This window comes from Azospirillum fermentarium (genome assembly GCF_025961205.1).
Lineage (GTDB): Bacteria > Pseudomonadota > Alphaproteobacteria > Azospirillales > Azospirillaceae > Azospirillum > Azospirillum fermentarium.
Genome location: NZ_JAOQNH010000002.1, coordinates 60,701 through 82,859, shown reverse-complemented (window position 1 = coordinate 82,859; position 22,159 = coordinate 60,701). Strand labels below are relative to the sequence as shown.

Annotated in this window: 20 protein-coding genes; 10 read left to right on the top strand and 10 right to left on the bottom strand. The window is 68.1% G+C overall.

Annotated elements, in window-relative coordinates; all coding sequences use genetic code 11:
• Positions 1–303 precede the first annotated feature (303 nt).
• Positions 304–828, bottom strand: coding sequence for a hemerythrin domain-containing protein (locus M2352_RS15335; RefSeq protein ID WP_264665442.1), 525 nt, complete (start codon positions 826–828; stop codon positions 304–306).
• Between the two features lie 327 nt (positions 829–1,155).
• Here M2352_RS15335 and M2352_RS15330 point away from each other — a divergent pair, with 327 nt between their 5' ends.
• Both M2352_RS15330 and M2352_RS15325 read left to right on the top strand, forming a co-directional pair.
• On the top strand, positions 1,156–3,141 hold the full coding sequence (locus M2352_RS15330; protein WP_264665441.1) for a methyl-accepting chemotaxis protein: 1,986 nt from the start codon (positions 1,156–1,158) through the stop codon (positions 3,139–3,141).
• A gap of 244 nt (positions 3,142–3,385) precedes the next feature.
• Positions 3,386–4,579 carry a lytic transglycosylase domain-containing protein gene (locus M2352_RS15325; RefSeq protein WP_264665440.1) on the top strand — a complete coding sequence of 398 codons (1,194 nt, stop codon included), beginning with the start codon at positions 3,386–3,388 and terminating at the stop codon, positions 4,577–4,579.
• 119 nt (positions 4,580–4,698) lie between these two features.
• On the opposite strand, the gene M2352_RS15320 is transcribed toward M2352_RS15325, so the two are convergent.
• Positions 4,699–6,108 (bottom strand): PleD family two-component system response regulator, encoded by a 1,410-nt coding sequence (locus M2352_RS15320; protein WP_264665439.1) that lies wholly within the window; start codon positions 6,106–6,108, stop codon positions 4,699–4,701.
• 39 nt (positions 6,109–6,147) lie between these two features.
• Positions 6,148–6,537 (bottom strand): response regulator, encoded by a 390-nt coding sequence (locus tag M2352_RS15315; RefSeq protein ID WP_264665438.1) that lies wholly within the window; start codon positions 6,535–6,537, stop codon positions 6,148–6,150.
• 208 nt (positions 6,538–6,745) lie between these two features.
• Here M2352_RS15315 and M2352_RS15310 point away from each other — a divergent pair, with 208 nt between their 5' ends.
• Positions 6,746–8,059, top strand: a complete 1,314-nt coding sequence (locus M2352_RS15310) for a DNA polymerase IV (protein ID WP_264665437.1) — start codon at positions 6,746–6,748, stop codon at positions 8,057–8,059.
• 120 nt (positions 8,060–8,179) lie between these two features.
• On the top strand, positions 8,180–8,719 hold the full coding sequence (locus M2352_RS15305; protein ID WP_264665436.1) for a cysteine hydrolase family protein: 540 nt from the start codon (positions 8,180–8,182) through the stop codon (positions 8,717–8,719).
• Between the two features lie 9 nt (positions 8,720–8,728).
• On the opposite strand, the gene M2352_RS15300 is transcribed toward M2352_RS15305, so the two are convergent.
• Together M2352_RS15300 and M2352_RS15295 are read right to left on the bottom strand one after the other, a co-directional pair.
• Positions 8,729–9,415 carry a GGDEF domain-containing protein gene (locus M2352_RS15300; protein WP_264665435.1) on the bottom strand — a complete coding sequence of 229 codons (687 nt, stop codon included), beginning with the start codon at positions 9,413–9,415 and terminating at the stop codon, positions 8,729–8,731.
• A 174-nt stretch (positions 9,416–9,589) separates the two neighbouring features.
• The gene (locus M2352_RS15295; RefSeq protein WP_264665434.1) at positions 9,590–10,564 is read right to left on the bottom strand and encodes a 2-hydroxyacid dehydrogenase; all 975 of its coding nucleotides are present in this window, start codon (positions 10,562–10,564) and stop codon (positions 9,590–9,592) included.
• A 216-nt stretch (positions 10,565–10,780) separates the two neighbouring features.
• Here M2352_RS15295 and M2352_RS15290 point away from each other — a divergent pair, with 216 nt between their 5' ends.
• Both M2352_RS15290 and M2352_RS15285 read left to right on the top strand, forming a co-directional pair.
• Entirely contained in the window at positions 10,781–11,647 is an 867-nt protein-coding gene (locus tag M2352_RS15290; RefSeq protein ID WP_264665433.1) for a cell envelope integrity EipB family protein, read from the top strand.
• A gap of 156 nt (positions 11,648–11,803) precedes the next feature.
• On the top strand, positions 11,804–12,028 hold the full coding sequence (locus M2352_RS15285) for a hypothetical protein (RefSeq protein WP_264665432.1): 225 nt from the start codon (positions 11,804–11,806) through the stop codon (positions 12,026–12,028).
• Positions 12,029–12,112: 84 nt separating this feature from the next.
• Here the strand turns inward: M2352_RS15285 and aspS are convergent, their stop codons facing one another.
• Complete coding sequence (aspS, locus tag M2352_RS15280) at positions 12,113–13,942, bottom strand: aspartate--tRNA ligase (protein WP_264665431.1); 1,830 nt, start codon at positions 13,940–13,942, stop codon at positions 12,113–12,115.
• Positions 13,943–14,049: 107 nt separating this feature from the next.
• Here aspS and rnd point away from each other — a divergent pair, with 107 nt between their 5' ends.
• From rnd to M2352_RS15260, 4 genes are all read left to right on the top strand, one after another.
• Positions 14,050–15,216: a ribonuclease D gene (gene rnd / locus M2352_RS15275; RefSeq protein WP_264665430.1), complete on the top strand. Its 1,167-nt coding sequence runs from the start codon at positions 14,050–14,052 to the stop codon at positions 15,214–15,216.
• A gap of 230 nt (positions 15,217–15,446) precedes the next feature.
• A complete protein-coding gene (locus M2352_RS15270) occupies positions 15,447–16,736 on the top strand; it encodes an EAL domain-containing protein (protein ID WP_264665429.1) in 1,290 nt (429 codons plus the stop codon).
• Positions 16,737–16,880: 144 nt separating this feature from the next.
• On the top strand, positions 16,881–17,645 hold the full coding sequence (locus M2352_RS15265) for an SDR family NAD(P)-dependent oxidoreductase (protein WP_264665428.1): 765 nt from the start codon (positions 16,881–16,883) through the stop codon (positions 17,643–17,645).
• Complete coding sequence (locus M2352_RS15260) at positions 17,642–18,088, top strand: nuclear transport factor 2 family protein (RefSeq protein WP_264665427.1); 447 nt, start codon at positions 17,642–17,644, stop codon at positions 18,086–18,088. The genes M2352_RS15265 and M2352_RS15260 overlap by 4 nt, the downstream gene beginning before the upstream one ends.
• Here the strand turns inward: M2352_RS15260 and M2352_RS15255 are convergent.
• The 4 genes from M2352_RS15255 to M2352_RS15240 form a co-directional block, all read right to left on the bottom strand.
• Positions 18,042–18,590: a DUF3833 domain-containing protein gene (locus M2352_RS15255; protein WP_264665426.1), complete on the bottom strand. Its 549-nt coding sequence runs from the start codon at positions 18,588–18,590 to the stop codon at positions 18,042–18,044. The genes M2352_RS15260 and M2352_RS15255 overlap by 47 nt on opposite strands.
• Before the next feature lie 120 nt (positions 18,591–18,710).
• On the bottom strand, positions 18,711–19,958 hold the full coding sequence (locus M2352_RS15250) for an SAM-dependent methyltransferase (RefSeq protein ID WP_264665425.1): 1,248 nt from the start codon (positions 19,956–19,958) through the stop codon (positions 18,711–18,713).
• Entirely contained in the window at positions 19,955–20,767 is an 813-nt protein-coding gene (locus M2352_RS15245) for a DUF1365 domain-containing protein (protein WP_264665424.1), read from the bottom strand. Before M2352_RS15245 ends, M2352_RS15250 begins: the two co-directional genes overlap by 4 nt.
• Positions 20,767–22,131 carry an NAD(P)/FAD-dependent oxidoreductase gene (locus tag M2352_RS15240; protein WP_264665423.1) on the bottom strand — a complete coding sequence of 455 codons (1,365 nt, stop codon included), beginning with the start codon at positions 22,129–22,131 and terminating at the stop codon, positions 20,767–20,769. The genes M2352_RS15245 and M2352_RS15240 overlap by 1 nt, the downstream gene beginning before the upstream one ends.
• Positions 22,132–22,159: the final 28 nt, after the last annotated feature.

The window sequence follows — 22,159 nt, the reverse complement described above, 5'->3', positions numbered from 1 at the left end:
GGTCAAAATGACCCGCACAGGGCCGGACCGCACCAGATTACGCGGCTGAAAAGCCGCTTGAATCAACAGGTTCCACAAGAGTACGCAGGATCGCCCAGGATGCGTTCCAGCCCATGGCGGCAGGGGGCGGCACATCGGATTCCACAAGACTCCACACGGACCGCCTTGGAGCGGGAAAGGGCCGTTTCCCGGCTTCTCCCCCATACCTCTCCCGTCCACAAGATTACGCACCCTTCCACAAGAGTACGCAGCCCCCCGTTTCCCGGCTCCTGGCAGGCCGCTGATTCGTAGTCTTGTGGAGAGTCATTTTTCGCTCTCGTCCGGGCCGGCGTAGCTGTCCGCCAAACTGGCGTCGATGGCGGGGGCGGCCAGCAGCAGGGTGTCCACCGCTTCCAACAGGACGGTTTCTTCGGTTTGCAGGTGGCGTTCCATCCGTTCGACGAAATCCCAGCCGAAATGAACGAAAGCGGCATAGCCGTCCTCATCGAACCCGTCAGCCAGGGCCAGAGCGCAATAGCGCTGCAGACGACGCCCGATGGCACGTATGGCTTCGTGCTCTCCGGTCAGGGTGGCGATCAGGTCGTACGCGCCGGCGTTGGCCACCAGGGGAAAAAGCCCTTGTTCCTCGAAATCGAAATGGCGGCCCAGCTCATCGTCGAGCGTGGCATTCAGGTCCGCGACCAGAGTACGCGCCGGGCTGCCGGGATCCAGGGCGGGGATTCCCACCTGTTCCGCCAGGGCAAGGTGCTCTTCCAGCCGGTTGATCAGGCCGACGGTGCGGTCGTGGTCGGCATGGAGCAGCCGGCCGGTGCGGGTGGCGGCATGCATGGTGGGCCTCCTGTCGCGGTCAGGGATAAGGGTCGGTTCACGGCCAAAATTCCCCCAACCCGCATGGGAATCAAGCCCGCGGCCCGCCAGGGGTCATCCACCAGATTACGAATCCGGGATTCGTAGTTTGGTGGAAAGGGGGAAAAACCATGGTGTTTCCACAGCCGGGCGTGATTGCCACACCCTATGAGGATTCGTGGATGTGCAACAGAACGTCGCGGCGAAAATGATTTAAACTTTAGATAATTCTGCGTATGACGAAAGGAAACACCATGTCCGCAACCCATGCACATGATTATGCGGACGGATGATCGAGGAGCCCGCCTGATGCTGCTGCGCCGTCTGAGCCTTGCTGCCAAGCTGACCATCCTGTCCATCGCCGGGCTGGTGATCCTGGCCATGGCACTGACCATGACCACCGTGACCATCCTGCGCGCCGAGATCGGGGCCGAGGCCGCCACCCGGCTGGAACAGGCCATGACCTCGGCTCACGTGATCCTCGAACAGCAGGGCAGCGAATACGCCATCCGCGACGGGGCGCTGTATCTGGACAACATCCGGCTGAACGATGCCAACAATCTGGTGGACATGGTGCGCAGCCTGAACGGCGGTGTCGCCACCATCTTCCAGGGTGACAAGCGCGTCGCCACCAACGTGAAGAAGCCGGACGGCAGCCGGGCGGTGGGCACGGCGCTGGCCCGCGGTCCGGTCTATGACAGCATTTTCACCCAGAAGCAGCCGTTCCGCGGCGAGGCGGAGATCCTGGGCTCGGCCTACTTCACCGCCTACGATCCCCTGTTCGACCAAAAGGGCGATGTGGTCGGCATTCTGTTCGTCGGGCTGAAGAAAAGCGACACGCTGCGCGTCCTGGACACGGTGGTGAACAGCACGGTTCCGCTGGCCGCCGGCATCACGCTGGTGATGGCCTTGGTGATGCTGGTGATGGTGCGCCGCCAGTTCGCCATTCTCGACCGGGTGCGCGAGGTGATGATGGTGCTGGCCGACGAACGGTACGAGGTGACCGTACCCGGCCTGGACCGCGCCGACGAGATCGGGTCCATGGCCCGCACGGTGGAGGTGTTCAAGCGCAAGGGCATCGAGAACGAACGGATGCGCGCCGAGCAGGAGCGCGAACGCGACGCCGCCACCGCCGCCAAGATCGCCGCCCTGGAATCCATGGCCCGCACGGTGGAGGAAGAAACCCGCGCCGCGGTGGACCGGGTGGCCGAACGGTCGGGCGAGATGGACATGAACGCCCAGGCCATGGCCGCATCGGCCGAACAGGTGGCCAGCGATTCCCAAAGCGTGGCGGCGGCGGCGGAGCAGGCGTTGGGCAACGCCCAGGCTGTGGCGTCGGCGACCGAGCAGCTCACCGCCTCGATCCACGAAATCTCCGGTCAGGTGGCGTTCGCCAGCCGCATCGCCCGCGAGGCGGTGGACGGCGGCCGTTCGACGGAAGAGGCGGTCATCGCCCTGTCCAACGCCATCAGCCACATCGGGGAGGTGGCGACCTTCATCCAGAACATCGCATCCCAGACCAACCTGCTGGCGCTGAACGCCACCATCGAGGCGGCGCGGGCGGGCGAGACCGGCAAGGGCTTTGCCGTGGTGGCGTCGGAGGTGAAGAACCTCGCCAACCAGACCTCCAAGTCGGCGGAGGAGATCACCCGCCAGATCAGCGAGCTGCAGTCGATGACCGGCATGGCCGTCAACGCGGTGCAGGGCATCGGCAAGACCATCTCCGAAATCGACAGCGTGGCCAGCACCATCGCCGCCGCCATGGAAGAGCAGGGTGCCGCCACCCAGGAAATCAGCCGCAACGTCGCCCAGACCGCCGCTGCGGCCCAGGAGGTTTCGACCCGCATCGCCCATGTGTCGAGCGAGGCGGCGTCCACCGGCGGGCGGGCCGGCGACGTGCGCCATGTGGCGACCGAGGTGGCGGGCAGCATCGACCTGTTGCGCCAGAGCCTGGTGCGCGCCGTGCGCACCGCCACGCCCGAGGTCAACCGCCGCCGCCAGCCCCGCTTCGCCCTGAACCTGGGCTGTGCGGTGTCGGCGCCGGGCGGGCAGCAGAACGCCACCCTGCTGAACCTGTCCGAAGGCGGGGCCACCATCGGCGGCCTGTCCGGCATGACGTCGGGCATGCGCGGCACCGTGGAAATCCCCGGCTCCACCCCGGCGCTGGCCTTCGTGGTGGTGTCGGCGGACCATGACAACACCCATGTGCGCTTCGATCTCGACACGCGGACGCAGCAGGGCTTCGCTGCCGCGTTCGCCCGCCTGACCGCCGGGCGTTCGCCGCTGGCCGCCTGACGGTCCGTCCATCTTGCCCCGAGTCGGGGGGAAAGCCCCGGCCCGGCCCGGTGCGGGCCCGCCGGGGGCCGGGACCGGAGAGGATTGATTGCGTGGGGGATCAAAGGGTTGCCGGCCTGCGGGTCGTTAACCTTTTGAACGGGGCACGAACGGGAAGGGTTGTCGCTTGACTCAAGGCGCTCCCTACCCCGAAAAATCGGAGCGTTTTCACCGGATCGCTCTTCACTGGAACGGATTCCCCGACGTGGCTCTTCGGATGTTGCCGGCCTTTGCGGCCACGCCCTCGCTGACTGGCGCTCTGTCGCGGGGGGGACGGTTCCGCCCGGCGGCCCTGGGGGCGCTGCTGGTGACGGCGGCGGTTCTGGCCGGGTGTGGCGCCTCCACCAACGGCCCGCAGGCGGGTGCCGGGTCCGATTGGGAAAACGCCGCCGTCGATCCCAACGACCGGCTGGCCCCCTATGTCCCCCATATCCGCGAGGCATCGCGCCGGTTCGATGTGCCGGAACCGTGGATCCGCGCGGTCATCATGCGCGAGAGCAGCGGGCGGCACATGGTTAACGGCAAGCTGACCACCAGCCACGCCGGGGCGCTGGGGCTGATGCAGGTGATGCCGGGCACCTATGACCTGATGCGCAACGCCTATGGTCTGGGCCCCGATCCGGCGGACCCGCGCGACAACATCCTGGCCGGCACCGCCTATATCCGCGAGATGTACGACCTGTTCGGGGCGCCGGGCTTCCTGGCCGCGTACAACTGCGGCCCGGCCTGCTATGCCAACCATCTGGCGGGCAAGCAGCGGCTGCCGCAGGAAACCCGCTCCTATCTCGCCGCCCTGACCCCGGCGGTGCGTACCCATAACCCGCGCGAACCGTCGCTGTCGTCGGGTGCGGTGGCGATCGAGGTGGCGGTGGTTCCCGGCAATGCCGCCCGCCGCAACGCCAAGCCGGCGGCGCCGGCCCCGGTCCAGGTGGCGCAGCGTCCGGGCACCGCGCCGGCGGCGGTTGCGCCATCCCTGCCCCCCTATCTGGCCGGGCTGAAGGAAAGCGACACCGTGGTGGCCGCCGCCGAGCCGGCGAAGGCCCCCGAACCGGCCCGCGAAACCCTGACCGTGGCAGCCCTTCCCGCCCCCATGGCTCCCGCTGCCGCAGCCCCCATTCCCGCCGCGGCGCGGCTGCCCGATCCCAAGCCGGCGGCGCCGGCAGCGGAGGTGCACACCGCCATCGTCCAGCCGGCCGTTGCGCCCGTTCCGCGGGGCAAGGAGCGCACGCCGCAGATGCGCCTGCAGGTGGCCGAAGCCCTGCTGGCCTCGGCCAATCCCGGCGGGGAGCGGGTACAGATCCGCTTCGTGTCCCAACGCAGCGACGGGTGCGGCAGTCTGAAGGGGCAGAACAAGGTGTGCGTCTATCTCGACCAGGGAGCCACCGCCGGCCGGTTCTGACGGCCGGGCAGGGGGAAGCCCACAGCCCCGGACGAACGCACGGCCAACACAAAAAAACAAAAGGGCCGCCCCGGATCGGGTGGCCCTTTTGCCGTGGAAGGGAACGGCGCGGGAGAGCGTCAGCCCTCGGCGGGGGGATAGCCGCCGTTGGCCGCGGAGGGAGACACCACCACACAGTTGCGGCCCGACCGCTTGGCCTCGTACAGGGCGGCGTCGGCGCGCTTCAGCAGGCTTTCCGTGGTGTCGCCCAGCCGTCCGCCGGTGGCCACGCCAATGGACACGGTGACCGGGATGGTGCCCACCGGGGCCGTCACCGCGAAGGGCGACTGGCCGATGCGGTCGCGCAGCCGTTCGGCGACGATTCGCGCGGCCTCCGCATCCGTGTCCGGCAGGATGACCAGGAACTCTTCCCCGCCCAGACGGGCCACCAGATCGAAGGTGCGCAGGTTGCGCCCGGCGCGCGTGGTGACCTCCACCAGCACCTCGTCGCCCACGTCGTGGCCCCAGGTGTCGTTGACCACTTTGAAATGGTCGATGTCGAACATCAGCACCGACACCGCCTTGTTGTTGTCGATGGCGCGGTCCAGCAGGCGGGGCAGGTGGGCGCTGACGTAGCGGCGGTTGAACACCCCGGTCAGGCTGTCGGTCAGGGCCATGGACAGGCTCTGCTCGTAATTGGCCCGCAGCCGGTCCTGATAGCGCTTGCGGCGGATCTGTGTGCGCACGCGGGCCAGCAGCTCGTTGCGGTCCAGCGGCTTCATCACGTAATCGTTGGCCCCCAGCTCCAGCCCCTTGGCCACGCGGGTCAGGTCGCCTTCGTCCGCCACCAGCAGGATCGGGATCTGGCGCGTGCGCTCGTGGGAGCGCAACTGCGACACCAGCCGCAGCCCATCCTCGTTCAGCAGGGTCAGGCTGACGATGACGAGATCGAAGCCGCCGTCCTGGGTGCGTTCCAGCGCCTTGGCACAGGTGCCGGTACCGGTGGTGATGTGGCTGTCGCGCTTGAGGGTCTCGGCGATCTTGTCCAGGTCCAGGGCGGAATCGTCCAGGATCAGGATGCGCGCCTTGTCGTGCGCCTCCCCCTGCATGGTGCCGGAGGGTTCGATCACGCCGAACTGGCCCGACGTGGTTTCCCGCGCCCGCCATTCGTCCATGGTCATCTTCAGCCGCACCAGCGAGCGGACGCGGGCGAACAGCGCCACGTCGTTCACCGGCTTGGTCAGGAAATCGTCGGCCCCCGCCTCCAGCCCGCGCACGCGGTCTGCGGCATCGGACAGGGCGGTGACCATCACCACCGGAATGTGCATGGTCGCGGGGTTGGAACGGATCTTCTCACACACCTCGAACCCGTCCATGCCGGGCATCATCACGTCCAGCAGCACGATGTCGGGGGCGTCGCGGAGCACCACGTCCAGCGCCTCCGGCCCATCATAAGCTGTAAGAACTTCGAAATATTCACGCGTCAGCTTTGCCGCGAGCAGCTTCACGTTCGGCAGAACGTCATCGACAACAAGCACACGCGCGGACATCGCTCTTCCCGTCTTCGTCCCGGACGCATCCCAGCAGGTTTATCGCAGAAACCGCTGGACCGCCTCTATAAACTTGGAGACCGAAATGGGTTTGGCGATATAGTCCTCGCACCCCCCCTCGCGGATCTTCTCCTCATCGCCCTTCATGGCAAAGGCGGTGACGGCGATCACCGGGATCGACCGCAGCTCGTCGTCCGCCTTCAGCCACCGCGTGACCTCCAGCCCCGACACCTCCGGCAACTGGATATCCATCAGGATCAGGTCGGGGCGGTGTTCGCGGGCGATCTGCAGCGCCTCCTTGCCGTTGCGGGTCTGGAGCGTCGCATAGCCGTGCGCTTCCAGAAGGTCGTGGAAGAGCTTCATGTTCAGCTCGTTATCCTCGACGATAAGGATCAGCTTGGGCGCTGTTCCGGTCGCTTCGGACGGCATGGCGGTTACCTCCGGTCAGGGGGCGGTCAGTGGGGGCCGGACCAGGGCCGGGATCGTCAGATAACCACACCCTTCCCGGCATCGTCACCAGTGAAGGGCATGGCACTTGGCAGAGTGCCCGTATAATCTTTTTTGTATGCCGCCGCGACGGTTAATTTGCTGTTAGCGATGGCCGGCTCTCCCGTCCTTGCCCGGACCCGTGCACCCGATGCCGCCGATTGTACCGCCCATTGTTTCTGATCCCGACGATACTGTCCCCGGTGCCGCACCGGGGCTGTGCCGGGATTGTGGCGCCGCTCCGGCGCCCAAAAGCGCGCGTTGCCCCGCCTGCGGTTCGCGGCGGCTGGTGTTCCACCCGGAGCTGCACGGGCTGACGGTGGCGCACATCGACTGCGACGCCTTTTACGCCAGCGTGGAGAAACGCGACAATCCGTCGCTGACCGACCGGCCGGTGATCGTGGGCGGCGGGCACCGCGGGGTTGTGGCCGCCTGCTGCTATGTCGCGCGGCTGTACGGGGTGCGGTCGGCCATGCCCATGTTCAAGGCGCTGGCGCTGTGCGCGGACGCGGTGGTGATTCCCCCCGACATGGCGAAATACCGTGCCGCCGGCCACCGGGTGCGGGCGCTGATGCTGGAGACCACACCCCTGGTGGAGCCGCTGTCCATCGACGAGGCCTTTCTCGACCTGTCGGGAACCGAGGCGCTGCACGGCATCACCCCGGCCCGGACCCTGGCCCGGCTGATCCGCCGGATCGAGGACGATGTGGGCATCACCGCGTCGGTGGGGCTGGCCCCCAACAAGTTCCTGGCCAAGGTGGCGTCCGACCTGGACAAGCCCCGCGGCTTCGCCGTGATCGGCCGGGCGGAGGCCGCGGCCTTTCTGGCGCCCAGGCCGGTGGGAATGCTGTGGGGCGTGGGCCGGGCGCTGCAGGCCCGGCTGGAGGCCGACGGGCTGCGCACCGTGGGCGACGTGGCCCAGGTGCCCCAGGCCACGCTGATGCGCCGCTACGGCGCCATCGGGCGGCGGCTGGCGCTGTTCTCCCATGGGCAGGACGACCGGCGGGTGGAACCGGACGCGCCGGTCAAGAGCATCTCGGCGGAAACCACCTTCGACCGCGACCTGTCGGACGCCGAGACCCTGCTGGCCCAGCTCTGGCCCCTGTGCGAGAAGGTGTCGCGCCGGGTGAAAACCGCGGGCGTCGGCGGCCACACGGTGACGGTGAAGCTGAAGACCGGCGATTTCCACACCCTGACCCGCGCCCACCGCCTGTCCGACCCCACCCAACTGGCCGAGGTTCTGTATCGCGCCGCCGCCCTGCTGGTGGAGCGGCTGGCCGACGGCACCCGCTACCGGCTGATCGGGGTGGGGCTGTCGGATCTGGTGGACGGCACCCAGGCCGACCCGCCCGACCTGCTCGATCCCGGCGTCCAGCGCCGCGCCCATGTGGAGCGCGCCATCGACGCCGTGCGCGCGAAGATGGGGAACGACGCTATTCGCAAGGGGCGGGGGGAGGGTGGGTAAGCGCGCTCCGCGGCGGGCTGCCGCCCGCACCCGCATGGGGGCGGGCAGCCCCCATGCCCCAGTTTTCTATTTGTCGGCGAACGTTGTTCGCGGAACATTATCAAGGGGGATGGTGCGGGGATGAAAACGGCGCTCGTGATTATCGACATGCAAAGGATGATGCAGGACCGGATGGCGGCGGGGCGCGATCACGTCAATCCCGGTGCCCCCGACAGGATCGCAGCGCTTGCCAGCGCCTTTCGCCGGGAAGGGCGTCCCGTCATTCACATACGCCATCGTGACGCAGACCCGTCGTCGCCCCTTCATCCCGATGCGCCGGGCTATCCGCCCATGGCCTGCGCACAGGCGCTTGATGACGAGCCCGTGTTCGTGAAGAGAACCTCCTCGGGCTTCGCCTCCACCGGGCTGGAAAGCTATCTTCGCCAGGAGGGGATCACCGATCTGGTGGTAACCGGGGCGGTCGCAGGCTTCTGCGTCAACTCCACCGTGCGGTCGGGTGCCGACCTCGGCTTTGCCATGAGCGTTGTCCGCGATGCGGTTCTCGGCTTCGACCTGCCGGCGGCCAATCTGTCGGCGCAGGCGATCTTCGACGTTACGATGGCCCTTCTCGACGCGGATTTCGCAACGCTCGTCGAGAGTTCGTTCTGGCTGGAGAACTGACGCCCCGCCTCACCGTCCCGTCCGCCGCGCGGCCTTGTTGCCGTACATGGTCACGTCCGCCCGCCGCATCACGTCGTCCTCGTGGTCGCCGGGACCATAGGCGTGGACGCCGGTGGAAAAGCGCAAGGGAAGCCGGGTGCCGTGCCAGTCGGTGCTTTCACCCTGCACCAGCCGGGCCAGTTGCTCGGCCCGCGCCGCCCCGGTGGCGGCGTCGGTGTTGGTCAGCAGCACCGCGAATTCGTCGCCGCCCAGACGGCCCACCACGTCCTGGCTGCGCACATGGGTGCGCAGGGCATGCGCGACCGCGCGCAGATAGGCGTCGCCCGCCGGATGGCCGTGGGTGTCGTTGATGGCCTTGAACCCGTCCAGGTCGATCATCACCAGCACGCCCGCCGCCGCCGGGTCGCGTTGGGCGGCCGCCAGTTCGCGGCGGAAATGGCTGTAGAACCCCCGCCGGTTGACCAGACCCGTCAATTCGTCGGTCATGGTCAGGCTTTCCAGATACGCGATGCGCTCCTGCTGGCGGGCGATGGTCTCTTCGGCCTCATGCAGGCGGGCTTCCATGGCATCCGCCAGAACGTCGTGGGGAAGCGTGATGCTGGGAAAGGCCAAGGCCGGGCGTGCCGTCCGGCCGGCGGGCATGGCATGACCGGAGGCCGTGGGCAGGCTGCGGGCGGTGGCGGCGAAGGCGTTCATGGCTGGCGTCCCCCATAAGCGGGCTGTCCCTACGCCCCCACCTATGCGAGCGCCGTGCCAAAGTCGGGAATGGCGGAAAAACACGCTTCGCTGTGGCGAAACTGTGACTTTCCCCCCACGGCACCCGGCACTTCCTGCCGGTTGCCGAAGGAGGTAGGCAAATTAGATCGTATTTTAGACAATTTTGTCCGATGGCGTCCGCCCGGCAAAAAAGGCGTCCAGATTGTCCAGCGCGCGGAACCCCATGGCGTTGCGGGTGTCCACCGTGGCACTGCCCAGGTGGGGCAGAAGGAAGGTGTTGGGCAGATCCCGGTAGGCGGGATTGAGGTTCGGTTCGTTCTCGAACACGTCCAGCCCGGCGGCGGCGAGGCGGCCCGAGCGCAGCGCTGCAATGAGCGCGGTGTCGTCCACCACCGACCCGCGGGCGGTGTTGATCACGATCGCCCCCGGCGGCAGCCGTTCGATGCGTGCGGCGTTCAGCCAGTGGCGGGTTTCGGCGGTGGCGGGGAAGTGCAGCGACAGCACGTCGGCCACGCCCAGCAGGTCTTCCGCATCGGGGTGGAAGACGGCGCCCTGCTCCAAAGAGGCAGGAAGGCGTTGCCGGTTCGAATAATGCACGGTCATGCCGAACGCCGCGGCCCGGCGGGCGACGGCCTGTCCGATGCGGCCCATGCCGATGATGCCCAGCCGGCGCCCGCCCAGATGGGTGCCCAGAAGCTGGGTGGGGGTCCAGCCGGTCCATTGCCCGGCGCGGATCATGCGCTCGCCCTCCGGCGCGCGGCGGGCGGCTCCCAGGATCAGCAGCAGGGCGATGTCGGCGGTGGCGTCGGTCAGCACGTCGGGGGTGTTGGTGACGGTCAGCCCGCGGGCCGCCGCCGCGCTCAGGTCGATGTGGTCGGTCCCGACCGAGAAGGTCGCCAGGATGCGGACCGAGGCGGGCAGGGCGGCGATGGATGCCGCGTCCAGACGGTCGCCGGCGCAGCACAGGATGCCGTCCATGCCGGCGGCGGCCGCGGCGATGTCCGTGCCGGACAGGGGGGTGTCGGCGGTGTTGAGACGGGCGTCGTAATCGCGGGCGGCCCGTTCCTCCACCGCATCGGGCAGGTGGCGGGTCAGCAGCAGGCGGGGGCGTTGGCTGGGGATGGTCATGGCGGGTTCCAGAACTCCCTGGTTCGGCCCACCCATGGTTGGGGTGGGCGTGATCTTTCGGCACCGGGTCCGGTTTAGCAGGCTTCGCCGCCGGGAAATAGGGTGCGCGGTCCTTTCGCTTCGCGGTACAAATCCCCATACTTCGTCGGGCGGTCACGGTTTTTCCCCTGTGGGTTCTGTCGTGTGCGCCGCCCGTTTGCCGGGGATGGACCGATCTTGCCGCACCGCCGCCTAGCCTCCTGCTTTGCCGCCGCCGCCCTGTTGAGCGTGCTTGCCGTGCCGGCCACGGCGGCGTCCACCGGGCGTGCCACGGCGGCCGGTCCCGATGCCGGGCGCAAGATCGCCGCCGCGGTCCAGCCCCACCGCGCCGTCTACACGATGGCGCTGAAAAGCGCGCGCAACAGTTCCAAGGTGTCGGACGTGCGCGGCAAGATGATGTTCGAATGGGCCGATGCCTGCGACGGCTGGACCACCGAGCAGCGTTTTCAGCTTCGTTTCGTCTATGTGGAAGGCGACGAGATGCTGATGACGACGAATTACACCACGTGGGAGGCGAAGAACGGCCGCCGTTACCGCTTCAACGTCCGCAAGCTGATCAACGGTGAACCGGACGAGGACATCCGCGGCGACGCCACCCTGAACCGCGACGGCAAGGGTGGCACCGCCCGCTTTTCCACGCCCGAGCCGCAATCGGTGAAACTGCCCGCCGGCAGCCTGTTCCCCACCGCTCACACGCTGGGGCTGCTGGACCATGCCCAGCGGGGCGATCATCTGGTCAACCGGGTGGTGTTCGACGGTGCCGACGCCGAGGGGCCGACGGAAATCAGCGCCTTCATCGGCCGTCCGGCCAAGGTGGAGGACACGGCCGCCAGCCCGCTGGTGAAGGGGCGGCAGGCGTGGCCGGTGCGCATGGCCTTCTTTCCCCTGGCCGGCGACAGCCCCCAGCCCGAGTACGAGATGAGCCTGCGCCTGCTCGACAACGGGGTGGCACAGTCCATGCTCATCGACTACGGCGATTTCACCGTCGGCGCCGAACTGGAAACCATCGAAGCCCTGCCCAAATCCGGCTGCGACGGCAAATAATCCCTGGGATGCAAGGGCCGCCGGCCCTTGCCGGGGTGCCGGGGCAGCGCCCCGGCTCGTGCAGCTTCCCCATTGCACCGCCCCGACGGGCGTCATACCCTCCCCCCAGGAACAGCCAAGGCCGTGGCATCGCCCGGCCCATGTCGGGACAAAGCCATGAGCAAGAAGCGCGTTCAGGTTGGTCAGGTGTATCAGGCGGTGGGCACGACCAGCGGGCGGTCGTGGCGGGTCAAGGCCACGCTGGAGCTGTTCGGCATTCCCCACGCCCGTCTGACCAGCACCGAAGACGAGGGGGATATGAAGACGCTGAGCTGTCTGGTCCTGACCGACAGCTCCCAGTACAAGCTGATCGAGAATCCGTCCGCCGGGGCCGCGGCGTAAAAGCCGCCCAGACAGACGCCGGACATGAAAAAAGCCGCCGCCCGAACCAACGGGCGGCGGCTTTTCCTTGGACTGCGCGTGCCGTTACGCCTTCGGGCCGTCCACCGGAGCGGCGGCCTTGGGCTTGGGCAGATCCAGCTTCAGGTGCAGCTCCTTCAGACGCGCGGTATCCACCGGGGCCGGGGCCTGCATCAGCAGGTCTTCGGCGCGCTGGTTCAGCGGGAAGGCGATGATCTCGCGGATGTTCGGCTCGTCGGCCAGCAGCATCACCATGCGGTCGATGCCGGGGGCCGAACCGCCGTGGGGCGGGGCGCCCAGCTTGAACGCCGACAGCATGCCGCCGAAGCGGGCTTCCAGTTCCGAGGCCGGGTAGCCGGCGATCTCGAACGCGCGGTACATCACCTCGGGCAGGTGGTTGCGGATGGCACCCGACGACAGCTCCACGCCGTTGCACACGATGTCGTACTGGTACGCCTTGATGTCCAGCGGGTTCATGGTGTTGAGCGCCTCCAGCCCGCCCTGGGGCATGGAGAACGGGTTGTGCGAGAAGATGACCTGTCCGGTTTCTTCGTCCTGCTCGAACATGGGGAAGTCCACGATCCAGCAGAAGCGGAAGGCGTTCTTCTCGATCAGGTCCAGCTCGGTGCCCAGCTTGGTGCGCGCCTGGCCGGCCAGCTTGGCCGCCGGGCCGGGCTGGTCGCAGACGAAGAACACCGCGTCGCCGTCCACCGCCCCGGTGATCTCCCGCAGCACCGCCTGGGCGGCGTCGGGCACGAACTTGGCGATGGGGCCCTTGCCGGTGCCGTTCTCGAAGATGATGTAGCCCAGGCCCGGCGCGCCCAGCTCCTTGGCCCAGTCGTTCAGCTTGTCGAAGAAGCTGCGCGGGCGGTCGGCCACCTGGGGGGCGCGGATGGTGCGGACCACGCCGCCCTTGTCCACCGTGCCGCGGAAGGCGCGGAACTGCACGTCGTCGCGCTTGAACACCTCGGTCACGTCCTTGATGACCAGCGGGTTGCGCAGGTCGGGCTTGTCCGAGCCGTAGGTCAGCATCGCCTCGTCGAAGGCGATCCGGCGGAAGGGATAGCCGTCGATGGCCGGCTTCGAGTCGCGGCGGAAGCCGCCGAATTCGTCGAAGATGCCGTGCAGAACCGGCTCGATGGCGTCGAAGATGTCGTCCTGGGTCACGAACGACATTTCGAAATCGAGCTGGTAGAACTCACCGGGGCTGCGGTCGGCGCGGGCGTCCTCGTCGCGGAAGCACGGCGCGATCTGGAAGTAACGGTCGAAGCCGGCGACCATCAGAAGCTGCTTGAACTGCTGCGGCGCCTGGGGCAGGGCGTAGAACTTGCCCGGATGGTTGCGCGAGGGCACCAGATAGTCGCGCGCCCCTTCGGGCGACGAGGCGGTCAGGATCGGCGTCTGGAATTCCATGAAGCCCTGGTCGATCATCCGGCGGCGGACCGACGCGATGACCTTGGAGCGCAGGACGATGTTCTCGTGCAGCCGCTCGCGGCGCAGGTCGAGGAAGCGGTAGCGCAGGCGCACGTCCTCGCCGGTGTCGGCGTCCTGGTTCACCGGCATGGGCAGGGTTTCCGCCTCGCCCTGGATGGCCAGTTCGTGGATCTGCACCTCGATGCGGCCGGTGGGCAGCTTGTCGTTGATGGTTTCCGCGGTGCGCTTGACCACCTTGCCGGTCACGGTGATGACCGATTCGACGCGCAGACGCTCGGCGGTGGCGAACACCGGGCTGGAGGTATCGACCACAACCTGCGTCAGGCCGTAATGGTCGCGCAGGTCGATGAACAGAAGCTGCCCATGGTCGCGCTTGCGGTTGATCCAGCCCGACAGACGGACGATCTGGCCGGCGTCGTCTTCGCGCAACTGGCCGCAGGTGTGGGTGCGATAGGCGTGCATGGTCGGGCTACCTTGGCAAGAAATGGGCGCTCGCGGAAAATGGCGCTCACAGCACACCGATGCGGCACCGATTGTCAAGCCGGCCGTGCGTCGTGTATGAAGCGGGTATGACTCCGATCACCACCACGCACGAGCTGGAGGCCTTCTGCCAGGGCCTTGCAGGCGCCGAATACGTCACCGTCGATACCGAATTTCTGCGGGAAAAGACGTACTATCCCCAACTGTGCCTCGTCCAGCTGGGCGGACCCGATGGCGCGGTCGCCGTGGACCCGCTGGCCGACGGAATCGATCTGGCGCCGCTGTTCCGGGTGCTGACCGATCCCGGCATCGTCAAGGTGTTCCACGCCGCCCGCCAGGATGTGGAGATCTTCTTCCACCTGACCGGCCAGATCCCCGCCCCGCTGTTCGACACGCAGGTGGCGGCCATGGTCTGCGGCTTCGGGGAAAGCGTCAGTTACGAGACGCTGGTGACCAAGCTGGCCGGTGCGCGCATCGACAAGTCCAGCCGCTTCACCGACTGGTCGGCCCGGCCCCTGACGGAACGGCAGATCACCTATGCCCTGTCCGACGTCACCCACCTGCGCACGGCGTACGAGAAGCTCAAGCGCAAGCTGGCCCGTACCGGCCGCGCCCAGTGGCTGGACGAGGAGATGCGGGTGCTGACCGATCCGGCCACATACCGCAGCGACCCCGACACCGTGTGGCTGCGGCTCAAGGTGCGGTCCAACAAGCCGCGCTTCATGGCGCTGGTGCGCGAACTGGCCGCGTGGCGTGAGCGCGAGGCGCAACGCCGCGACCAGCCGCGCAGCCGTGTGCTGCGCGACGAGGCGCTCCTGGAAATCGCCGCCCACGCCCCCACCACCGTGGACGATCTGGCCCGCACCCGCGGCCTGGGCCGTGGATTCGCCGAGGGGCGGCAGGGGACGGAGATCCTGGAGACGGTGCAGCGTGGCCTGGACCTGCCCGAGTCCGAGTGCCCGCGGGCCGAGCCGCGTGACGAACTGCCCCCCGGCGTCGCCCCCATCATCGAGCTGTTGCGCGTGCTGCTGAAGAAGGTGTGCGACGAGAGCGGGGTGGCATCCAAGCTGGTGGCCTCGTCCGCCGACCTGGAAGCGCTGGCCGCCGACGATTCCGCCGCCATCCCCGCCATGTCCGGGTGGCGCCGCGAACTGTTCGGGGAACATGCGCTTGCGCTCAAGCATGGAAAGATTGCATTGGCCGTGGCCGACCGCCGGGTAAAAATCGTTTCGGTTGAAAACCCGGTATCTAGGTAACCCGGAGTCTCGGCAAGGGGTGCCGCCAAGTGATACATATGCCACGGCGGTTCACCGAAATGCTGTTTTAATGCCTTGTTAAAGATGCATATAATTAATAATTTCAAAGACGACGGAACCGGACTCTTGTCTGAACACGGCGGGTCTGGTCTTCGTGGGATCGAACGGCCCTGTGGGTCACAAAGTCTTCGGGGGACCGGGACGGGCCGTTCTGGCTGGGAGCATGGTGTATGAGTATGTTTCGCGGCAAGCCGCCCATCGGACGTGACCGGGTCCGCCTCTCATCGGCGGAAAAGCAGGCTGCCGTCGCCGCGTCCAAGGACTCCAAGCCCGACTTCGACAACGACAAGCTGCTCAACCTCCTGCGTTCGGCCAAGAACGAGCTGCAGGGGATGCGCATCATCCACATGCACCTGTCGCTGTTGAAGGACAAGGATCCCTCCAGCCAGCTCATCGTCCGCACCATCGTCCAGGAACTGGCCAGCAAGGCGTCGTTCCTTCAGTCGTTCAACATCTCCAACGGCGACGTCATCATCCTCTACAAGGGGCTGAAGCTGTCGGGCGTGACCGAGGTCTGCCAGAAGGTCGAGATGGTCTTCCTGTCCAAGACCTCGCTGACCGGACCCAACCCGTACAAGGAATACTCGCTCTATTCGATCATGGAACTGGCGTTGAACTTCATCAACGTCATCCGTTTCGTGGAAGAGCTGCAGGCCAGCGAGACCGGGGGCCATGGCGGGGAAACGAAACCCCCCATCACGCTGGAGGAAATGGGCAAGCTCGAACGCTCCATGCAGATGTTCGACCTGTCACCGTTCCTGTTCAACCAGCCGGTCGCGTCCCTCGACCCCCTGTCGCCGGACGAGACCGAGTATTTCGAGCTTTATATTTCCATCAAGCTGCTGCAGGAACGCCTCTGCCCCGATTATGACCTGACGGCCAACAAGTGGCTGTTCAACTACTTCACCGGCAACCTGGACCAGTCGGTGCTGCGGGCGCTGAACCATGGGCTGTCGTTCATGCGCGGGCGGCGGATCGGCATCAACATCAACCTGTCCACGGTCATTTCCACCGGCTTCATCAAGTTCGACGAGCGGCTGCCCATCGATTTCCGCGGCAACGTGGTGCTGGAAATCAACAAGACCGACCTGATCGAAAATCTGGCGCTGTTCCAGGAGGTGGTCGATTTTGCCCAGGACCGCCGCTACCAGATCGCGGTGGACGGGCTGAACCCGTTCTGGGCCACCAACATCGACTTCGAATATCTGAACGTCAATTACGCCAAGATCTTCTGGTCGAATGAAATGCTGGAGATGGACGCCGGTTTCCAGCAGTTCTTCTTCGAACATATGAAGCAGCAGGACCGCTGCACCTATGTGTTGGCCCGCTGCGATACGGTGTCGAGTCTGGTGTTCGCCCAGCAGGCCGGGATCAAGCTGGTCCAGGGCCGTGCGGTGGACAACATCATGCGCAAGGGCGTGTCGGTCCGCGACGCCGTGAACACCGCCAAGGGCATGTGATCCATTCCCCCGGCCTGTGCGTACCGTTGGGACGCACGAGGGCTTGAGGGGGAGAAAGATGGTCCGCCCATCGCCTGTGGCCGCCCGGCTGGCCGCCGATCCGTCCACGCTGTACGGCGCCGCGTCGGTGGCGGAGGTGCCGCGATGAACACGATCACCCGGACGGCGTGGATCACGGGGGCCGGCAGCGGCATCGGGCGGGCGCTGGCCCTGCGGCTGGCGGCGGACGGCTGGTGCGTTGCAGCGTCGGCGCGCACCGCCGCAGCCCTGCACGAACTGGCGGCCGAGGCGGCGGCGCTGCCGGGGGACATCGTGCCCTTTCCCCTGGACGTGCGTGACGAGGCCGCGGTCCGCGCGGCGGTGGCGGAGATGGCGGAACGCTTCGGCGCCATCGGCCGGGTGGTGCTGAACGCCGGCACCCACATCCCCATGGGGCTGGCCGATTTCGCCAGCGGCCCCGCCCGCACGCTGATGGAAGTGAATTACATGGGCGTGGTCAACGGGCTGGCGGCGGTGCTGCCGCGGCTGAGACAGCAGGGGTGGGGGCAGGTGGCGGTGGTGTCGTCGGTCGCCGGATACGGCGGGTTGCCCACCGCCGCCGCCTATGGCCCGACCAAGGCGGCGCTGATCAACCTGTGCGAATCCCTGCGGCCCGACTGCGCGCGGGCGGGGATCGACCTGCGCCTGATCTGCCCCGGTTTCGTGGACACGCCGCTGACCCGCCGCAACGATTTCCCCATGCCGGCCCTGGTGGGGGTGGAGGATGCGGCGGCGGCCATCGCCCGCGGGCTGGACGGGCGGCGGTTCGAGACCGCCTTTCCCTGGGGTTTCACGCGGTTCCTGAAGCTGCTGCGCCTCCTGCCCTACCGGTTCTATTTCGCGCTCACCGGGCGGCTGGTGCGGTCATGAGCGGCGATACCCCCCTGGCCCGCTGGGTGGATTTTCTGGAAACCCTGGCGCCGGACACGCTGGACCGGCTGGATGCGCTGACCACCGACGGCGTGCGGTTCGCCGATCCCTTCAACGACGTGAGCGGGCGGGCGGCGGTGCGGGCGGTGTTCGCCCACACGCTGGACACCTGCCGGGATGTGCGCTTCACGGTCAGCGCGTCGGCCATGGATGGGGATGTGGGGCTGCTGCGCTGGCGCTTTCAGGCGCGGGTGGCGGTGGTGGGGGATCTGGACGTGACGGGCATGAGCACGGTGCATCTCGGCCCCGGCGGACGGGTGGCGGCCCATGTGGATTATTGGGATTCCGCCGGCCCGGTCCTGGCCCGTCTGCCGCTGGTGGGCGGGGTGGTGCGGCTCATCCTGCGGCGGCTGGCCGTGCCTGCGGCTGGAAGAAGATGCTGACCGTGCCGATCCACACCCCCCAGCGGTAGACGTGGGCGCGGTTGAGCAGAACCCCGTCGGGTTGGAGGAACATCCAGTCGTCGAACCGCACCCGCCACGTGCCGCCGCCCACCTTCAGGTTCATGTCGTAGGACCATTGCAGGGCGTTGCCCGCAGCCTCGCCGGCGGCGGTGCCGATCACGTCGGCGGCGCGCCCCTCATAGGTGGCGGCGCCGGTCTTGGTGATGTGCCAGACCCGGCGCTCCGTCTCCCCGTCGGAATAGGTGAAATCCTCGTCCAGCACCAGTTCGCGGCCATCCCAGGTGCCGGCGATGTCCACGGTGAATTCCCGCCGCACGGTGCCCAGCCGGTCTTCGAACAGGCCCCAGGCGCGGGTGTGGCCGGCGAAATACTCCTCGATGCGCAGTTCGGGCCGGCGGTTGGCGAAATCCTGTGGTTTCATGGACGAGCACCCGGTCATGGCGACGATCACGAAAAGAGCGGCCCAACGCAGCGGTTTCATCACGGTGGAATCCCTTGTGTGCGACGGTCCAGGCACCGGCGGATGGCGGCGTGGCGCCGCCGGCAGGACCGGCAGGGCCAGGGGCGGGCAGGGCGTAGAGAGCCAGCCGCCCCGTGGGGATCATGCTCCCTCGCTGGGCCGGCGCAGCCGCCAGAAGCCCACGTCGATGGTGCCGGCGCGGAATCCCGCCTCGCAATAGGACAGGTAGTAGTCCCACATTCGGCGGAACCGTTCGTCGAAGCGGATGCCGCCGTCCTGGGCGGCGATGCGCGGCCACGCCGCGTCGAAGCGCTGGCGCCACTCGGCCAGGGTGCGGGCGTAGGAGGCGCCGAACATCTCCACATGGTCGATGACCAGCCCGGCGCGGGCCGCCTGTTCCCCCATGGCGGCGGGGCAGGGCAGCATGCCGCCGGGGAAGATGTGGCGCTGGATGAAATCGCACCCCCGGCGGTAACCGGCGAAGCGGGCGTCGTCGATGGTGATGGCCTGCAGCACCGCCACCCCGCCGGGAGCCAGCCGGCCGCGCAGGGTGGCGAAATAGCGGGGCCAATGCTCCTCCCCCACCGCCTCGATCATCTCCAGCGACACGATGCGGTCGAAGGTGCCGGTCACGTCGCGGTAATCCTGCAGCCGGATCGCCGCCCGGTCCCCCAGCCGTTCGGCGGCATGGGCCCGTTGCTCGTGGGACAGGGTGATGCCGGTGACGCGGGCGCCGTGGCGGGCGGCCAGCCGCTCGGCCATGCCGCCCCAGCCGCAGCCGATTTCCAGCACCGTCATGCCGGGTGACAGGTCCAGCAGGGCGGCGGCGCGGTCCAGCTTTTCATCCTGCGCCTGTTCCAGCGTCTGTCCGGGGCGGCGGTAGAGGGCGGAGGAATACATCATTCCCGCGTCCAGCCATTCGCGGTAGAAGCCGTTTCCCAGATCGTAATGGGCGGCGATGTTGCGGCGGCTGCCGCGGCGGGTGTTGGCGCGGCTGCGGTGGATCAGCCGGTTGAGGGCCGCCACCGCCGCCGTCCCGGCCATCACGCCGCGCAAGGATTCCTCGTTGCGCAGGCACAGCTCCAGAAACGCGGTCAGGTCCGGTGTGTCCCACCAGCCGTCGGCATAGGCCTCCGCCAGCCCCAGATCGCCGCCGGCCAGCAGCCGCCGGGCGACGGCGGGGGTGTGGATGGTGACCTCGACCCGTGGCCCGGTGCCGTCGCCGCACGGCACGGCCTCGCCCCCCGGCAGGTGGAGAGTCAGCGCCCCGTGGCGGAGGCGCGCGGCCAGCCGCCGCAGAACCCCGCCCCACAGCCAGCCGGCGGGCGATGACAAACGCGGCCCCGTGGCCCGGCGCTGCGTGGGAAGAACGGCGGACGTCTCGCTCATGCGGGCAACTTCCTGGAAACCGGGGTGGGGGAAACCGGGGTGGGGGAAACGACGGTGACCGGCATGGCCGGGGCCGGCGGGCGGGGCAGCAGGCGCAGGCCCTTGCGCCACAGGTGCAGCGCCTCCCAATGGATGCCGGCGACCACCTTGGCGGTCATCAGCGGATGCTGCAGCCACGCCCGCAGCAGCCCGGCGTCGGTCAGGGGTGCGCGGGCGGCGGTCAGGGACGCGTGCAGCACCGGCCCGGCAGCGTCGGTCTGGCGAATGGCGACGGACACGCCGTCATCGGGGGGGCGGATGCGGAAGTGATACGCCGTCTCCATCGCCATGAAGGGGGAGACGTAGAATTCCTTGGCGCAACTCTGGCGCACCAGCCCGTCGGCCCCGGTTTCCGCCGGGATCAGATAGCTGTGCCGCTGGCCGAAGGTATTGTTCACCTCGTGCAGGATGGCCGACAGGGTGCCGTCGGGCCGGTGACAGAAATAGACGGTCAGCGGGTTGAACACCATGCCCAGCACGCGGGGAAAGCACAGCACCCGCACCGGCCCGCCCCCGGCGATGCCGGCGGCGGCAAGCTGCGATTCCACCCAGGGCTTGAGCGGGCGCCTGTCGCCGGGGCCGTGGTCGCGGTCGTGAAAGCCGATCAGGGCGGTGCGGTTGTGTCCGAACAGCCGCAGGCGGCGGTCCAGGTCCGGCAGTTCGTCCAGGTCGAGCAGCAGGCTGAACACGCGGTAGGACAGGCGGTGGCGCACCGGGCGCAGCCGGCGGTGGACCACCGTGCCGAGGTAGAGGGCGGACCGGGTGTCCATCACGCCGCCTCCTGCGGGCGGGACGGGGTGTGCAGCCCGCCCAGATGGATGCGCCCGGACTCGTTCTCCACGGTCCAGGGGCGGCGCACCCCACCCAACGCCTCGGCCACCGCCAGCCCCGCCTGCAGCCCGTCCTCGTGGAAGCCGGCGCCGAAATAGGCGCCGCAGAACCAGGAATTGCGCTGCCCCTGCAGCCGCCACAGATCCTTCTGCGCCGCCAGGGCGTCCATGCCGAACACCGGGTGGTCGTAGAGGAAGGAGCGCAGCACCGTGCCGTCCGCCGGCGGCGTGACGGGGTTCAGGGTCACGAACAGGTTGCGGGCGGTGGGCAGGAACGGCTGAAGCCGGTTCATCCAATAGGTGACGCACACCGCGTCGTCCTCCCCCTCCCCGCCGGGGCGGGACAGGTAGTTCCAACTCGACCACACCGACCGGCGCCGCGGCATCAGGGCGGGGTCGGTGTGCAGCACCGCCACGTTGCGTTCATAGGGGAAGGCGCCCAGCAGGGCGCGTTCCATGGTGCCGGCATCCTCCAGCAGCGCCAGCGTCTGGTCGGCGTGGGTGGCGAAGACCGCATGATCGAACAGCCGGATGTCGCCGCGGCGGTCGCGCACCGCCACCCGCCCGTTCTCCCGCCGCACCCCCTCCACACCCGCGTTCAGGCGCAGCGCCGGCCCCATGCCGGCGGTCAGCCGCTCCACGTAGCTGCGGCTCCCCGCCTCCACCGTGCGCCACACCGGGCGGCCCGTGATCTTCAGCAGGCCGTGGTTGTCGCAGAACCGCACGAACGACGAAGCCGGGTGGCTGCGCATGGACGCCGCCGGGCTGGACCAGATGGCCGCCGCCATGGGCAGCAGGTGGTCGCGCACGAAGGCGTCGGAATAGCCGCCTTCGTCCAGGAACTGCCCCAGCGTCCGCTGGTCCGCCCCGCCGCCGGCCAGCAGGGCCGGGGCGCTGCGGTAGAAGCGCAGCAGGTCGGCCAGCATCCGCCAGAACCGCGGGCGCAGCAGGTTGCGCTTCTGGGCGAACAGCGTGCCCAGCGACGACCCGGCGTATTCCAGCCGCCCGCCGTCCAGCGAGGCGGCGAACGACATGTCGGTGGCCAGCGTCGGCACGCCCAGATGGCCGAACAGGGCGGTCAGGTTGGGATAGTTGGCGGTGTTGTAGACGATGAAGCCGGTGTCCACCGGCACGCCGGGGGCGGCTTCCACCGTGTTGGCGTGGCCGCCGGGGCGGTCCTCCTTCTCGTACAGGGTGACGTCGTGGGCCTTGGACAGCAGCCAGGCGGCGGACAGGCCGGAGATGCCCGAGCCGATGACGGCGACGGACAGCGGGCGGCCGGGGGAAAAGGGAATGATGGTCATGGGGCGGGGCCGGCAGGATGCGGTGGAG

Coding starts and splice junctions, on each gene's coding strand:
- M2352_RS15315 (WP_264665438.1), bottom strand. CDS start 6,537: ATGCCGTCCGAAGCGACCGGAACAGCGCCCAAGCTGATCCTTATCGTC.
- M2352_RS15240 (WP_264665423.1), bottom strand. CDS start 22,131: ATGACCATCATTCCCTTTTCCCCCGGCCGCCCGCTGTCCGTCGCCGTC.
- M2352_RS15255 (WP_264665426.1), bottom strand. CDS start 18,590: ATGAAACCGCTGCGTTGGGCCGCTCTTTTCGTGATCGTCGCCATGACC.
- M2352_RS15285 (WP_264665432.1), top strand. CDS start 11,804: ATGAGCAAGAAGCGCGTTCAGGTTGGTCAGGTGTATCAGGCGGTGGGC.
- M2352_RS15330 (WP_264665441.1), top strand. CDS start 1,156: ATGCTGCTGCGCCGTCTGAGCCTTGCTGCCAAGCTGACCATCCTGTCC.
- M2352_RS15300 (WP_264665435.1), bottom strand. CDS start 9,415: ATGAACGCCTTCGCCGCCACCGCCCGCAGCCTGCCCACGGCCTCCGGT.
- rnd (WP_264665430.1), top strand. CDS start 14,050: ATGACTCCGATCACCACCACGCACGAGCTGGAGGCCTTCTGCCAGGGC.
- M2352_RS15305 (WP_264665436.1), top strand. CDS start 8,180: ATGAAAACGGCGCTCGTGATTATCGACATGCAAAGGATGATGCAGGAC.
- M2352_RS15310 (WP_264665437.1), top strand. CDS start 6,746: ATGCCGCCGATTGTACCGCCCATTGTTTCTGATCCCGACGATACTGTC.
- M2352_RS15320 (WP_264665439.1), bottom strand. CDS start 6,108: ATGTCCGCGCGTGTGCTTGTTGTCGATGACGTTCTGCCGAACGTGAAG.
- aspS (WP_264665431.1), bottom strand. CDS start 13,942: ATGCACGCCTATCGCACCCACACCTGCGGCCAGTTGCGCGAAGACGAC.
- M2352_RS15295 (WP_264665434.1), bottom strand. CDS start 10,564: ATGACCATCCCCAGCCAACGCCCCCGCCTGCTGCTGACCCGCCACCTG.
- M2352_RS15250 (WP_264665425.1), bottom strand. CDS start 19,958: ATGAGCGAGACGTCCGCCGTTCTTCCCACGCAGCGCCGGGCCACGGGG.
- M2352_RS15335 (WP_264665442.1), bottom strand. CDS start 828: ATGCATGCCGCCACCCGCACCGGCCGGCTGCTCCATGCCGACCACGAC.
- M2352_RS15270 (WP_264665429.1), top strand. CDS start 15,447: ATGAGTATGTTTCGCGGCAAGCCGCCCATCGGACGTGACCGGGTCCGC.
- M2352_RS15265 (WP_264665428.1), top strand. CDS start 16,881: ATGAACACGATCACCCGGACGGCGTGGATCACGGGGGCCGGCAGCGGC.
- M2352_RS15245 (WP_264665424.1), bottom strand. CDS start 20,767: ATGGACACCCGGTCCGCCCTCTACCTCGGCACGGTGGTCCACCGCCGG.
- M2352_RS15260 (WP_264665427.1), top strand. CDS start 17,642: ATGAGCGGCGATACCCCCCTGGCCCGCTGGGTGGATTTTCTGGAAACC.